The sequence below is a fragment of the Bacillus sp. JST-5 genome (assembly GCF_057747715.1).
Window position 1 is genome coordinate 1 of record NZ_JBYLHW010000121.1, and the last position, 2,531, is coordinate 2,531.

Below are 2,531 nucleotides of genomic sequence, written 5' to 3' on the forward strand. Positions count from 1 at the left end.
GATTATTGTCAGTACGCTTCGATAACATCCTAAATTTCCCCCGTTAACCAAGAATTCTATCCCTATTATACAAAAAAGCCTGTAGATTTGGCCCCTAGTTAGGGACTTTGTCTACAAGCTGAAAACTCGTCTTTTGACGAGTTTTTTCTATTTCAAAAGCGAGTTTACTTCGTAAAAATTTTTATTAACTTGATATGTAAGCATTTGGGCAGAAAATATGTTCACAATATACATGAGCGTGTGTATCGTAAACTTTTATTTTTATTTGACAATCCTTTTCATCTTATTGATGAACATTTAGATTTTCTGTAAAATGAAACGGAGTAAATTTGATAACTTTAAAAGGAGTGATTTTTCATGGCAAAAGTACATGTTTTCGACCACCCGCTCATTCAACATAAACTCACGTACATAAGGGATAAAAATACAGGTACGAAAGAGTTTCGTGAACTTGTAGACGAAGTAGCAACCCTCATGGCATTTGAAGCAACGAGAGATCTTCCGCTGGATGAAGTGGAAATTGAAACTCCAGTAGAAAGAACTAAATCGAAAGTCATTTCCGGAAAAAAACTTGGGATTGTTCCGATTTTACGTGCGGGCATTGGTATGGTTGACGGGATTTTAAAACTGATCCCAGCAGCAAAAGTTGGACATGTTGGTCTATACCGTGATCCAGAATCATTAAAACCGGTTGAATATTATGTAAAACTGCCGAACGATGTAGAAGAACGTGATTTCATCGTCGTTGATCCAATGCTTGCGACAGGTGGTTCAGCAGTTGAGGCCATTCACTCCTTGAAGAAACGTGGAGCGAAACATATTAAATTTATGTGCTTAATTGCAGCCCCAGAAGGCGTGGATGCATTAACGAAAGCACATCCAGATGTAGATATTTATATTGCTGCCCTTGATGAAAAATTAAATGAGAAAGGGTACATTGTTCCTGGGCTCGGAGATGCAGGAGACCGTTTATTTGGGACAAAATAATTGAAGGAGAAAAAACAATGAGCCAAAAAATAAAAGTGATGACGATTTTCGGTACGAGACCGGAAGCGATAAAAATGGCTCCACTCGTTTTAGAATTGAAAAAAAGGTCGGACGAATTTGAATCGATTGTGACTGTCACAGCACAACATCGACAAATGCTTGATCAAGTGTTGGATATCTTTCAAATTAAGCCGGATTATGATTTAAATATTATGAAAGATCGGCAAACATTAGTCGATATTACGACGCGAGTATTAGAAAGATTAGACTGGGTCATGAAAGAAGTACAACCGGATATTGTCCTTGTACATGGGGATACAACAACAACATTTGTCGGGAGTTTAGCTGCTTTTTACAATCAAATTAAGGTCGGTCATGTAGAAGCTGGACTAAGAACATGGAATAAATTTTCACCATATCCAGAAGAAATGAACCGTCAATTAACGGGTGTGTTAAGTGATTTACATTTTGCACCGACGAAAAAAGCGGCAGAAAATTTATTAAATGAAAATAAAAACGAAGATGCTATTTTTATAACAGGGAATACTGCGATTGACGCCCTTAAAACGACCGTAAAGGAAGAATATGATCACGAAGTATTAAGGAAAATTGGCTCCTCAAGATTAATTCTATTAACTGCGCATCGCCGGGAAAATCTTGGTGAACCGATGCGTAATATGTTTAAGGCGATTAAGCGATTAGTGGAAGAACATGAAGACATTCAAGTAGTATATCCTGTTCATTTAAATCCTGCGGTAAGAGAAGTGGCGAATGAAGTGTTAAATAATGATCCGCGAATTCATTTAATTGAGCCGTTAGATGTTATTGATTTTCATAACTTTGCGGCAAGATCTTATATGATATTAACGGATTCCGGCGGAGTTCAAGAAGAAGCTCCAAGTCTAGGAGTTCCAGTTTTAGTTTTACGTGATACGACCGAGCGTCCGGAAGGAATTGAAGCAGGTACGTTAAAACTTGCCGGAACAGATGAAGAAACCATTTATCAATTAGCAAAAGAATTGTTAACCGATCGCGAAGCTTATGAAAAAATGGCTAAAGCGGCTAACCCATACGGAGATGGACAAGCATCAAGAAGAATCGCAGACGCCATTTCCTACTACTTTAAACAAAGAGAAGAAAAACCAGATACGTTTGAAGTTTAATAAAAATGAGACAGCGATAATACTTTGTTAACATTGAAAAGCCAGTGGAATTTTTCTTTTAAAATTTCGCTGGTTTTATATTTTAAAAAATAAATAAATTCAGGCTTGAACGTTCAAGTTGCAAATAAATCAATACGAGTTGCAAGATTTTTCGAACACTTGGTTAACTATTTCACTCTCGATCGATCAAGTTGCAAATAAATCAATACGAGTTGCAAGTTTTTAACCTGCTTGAATAAGAAATTCCCGTCGAACCATCTACTTGCAAATAAAATCAACTTAGTTGCAAGATTTTTTGTCGACTCTATTTGGACCCCTTAATTAATTGGACACGAAAATGCAAAACCATTACACTGGTTAAAAGTCATTTTCCGATTAAAA

Annotated in this window: 2 protein-coding genes; both read left to right on the forward strand. The window is 36.7% G+C overall.

Annotated features, from left to right (window positions below):
* The first annotated feature begins 357 nt into the window (after positions 1–357).
* A complete protein-coding gene (gene upp / locus AC3ASS_RS13960; protein WP_488284118.1) occupies positions 358–987 on the forward strand; it encodes a uracil phosphoribosyltransferase in 630 nt (209 codons plus the stop codon).
* A gap of 17 nt (positions 988–1,004) precedes the next feature.
* The gene (wecB, locus tag AC3ASS_RS13965) at positions 1,005–2,150 is read left to right on the forward strand and encodes a non-hydrolyzing UDP-N-acetylglucosamine 2-epimerase (protein ID WP_488284119.1); all 1,146 of its coding nucleotides are present in this window, start codon (positions 1,005–1,007) and stop codon (positions 2,148–2,150) included.
* Positions 2,151–2,531 lie beyond the last annotated feature (381 nt).

Bases quoted from the DNA above. Each gene is read 5' to 3' on its own strand.
- wecB (WP_488284119.1), top strand. From the start codon at position 1,005: ATGAGCCAAAAAATAAAAGTGATGACGATTTTCGGTACGAGACCGGAA.
- upp (WP_488284118.1), top strand. From the start codon at position 358: ATGGCAAAAGTACATGTTTTCGACCACCCGCTCATTCAACATAAACTC.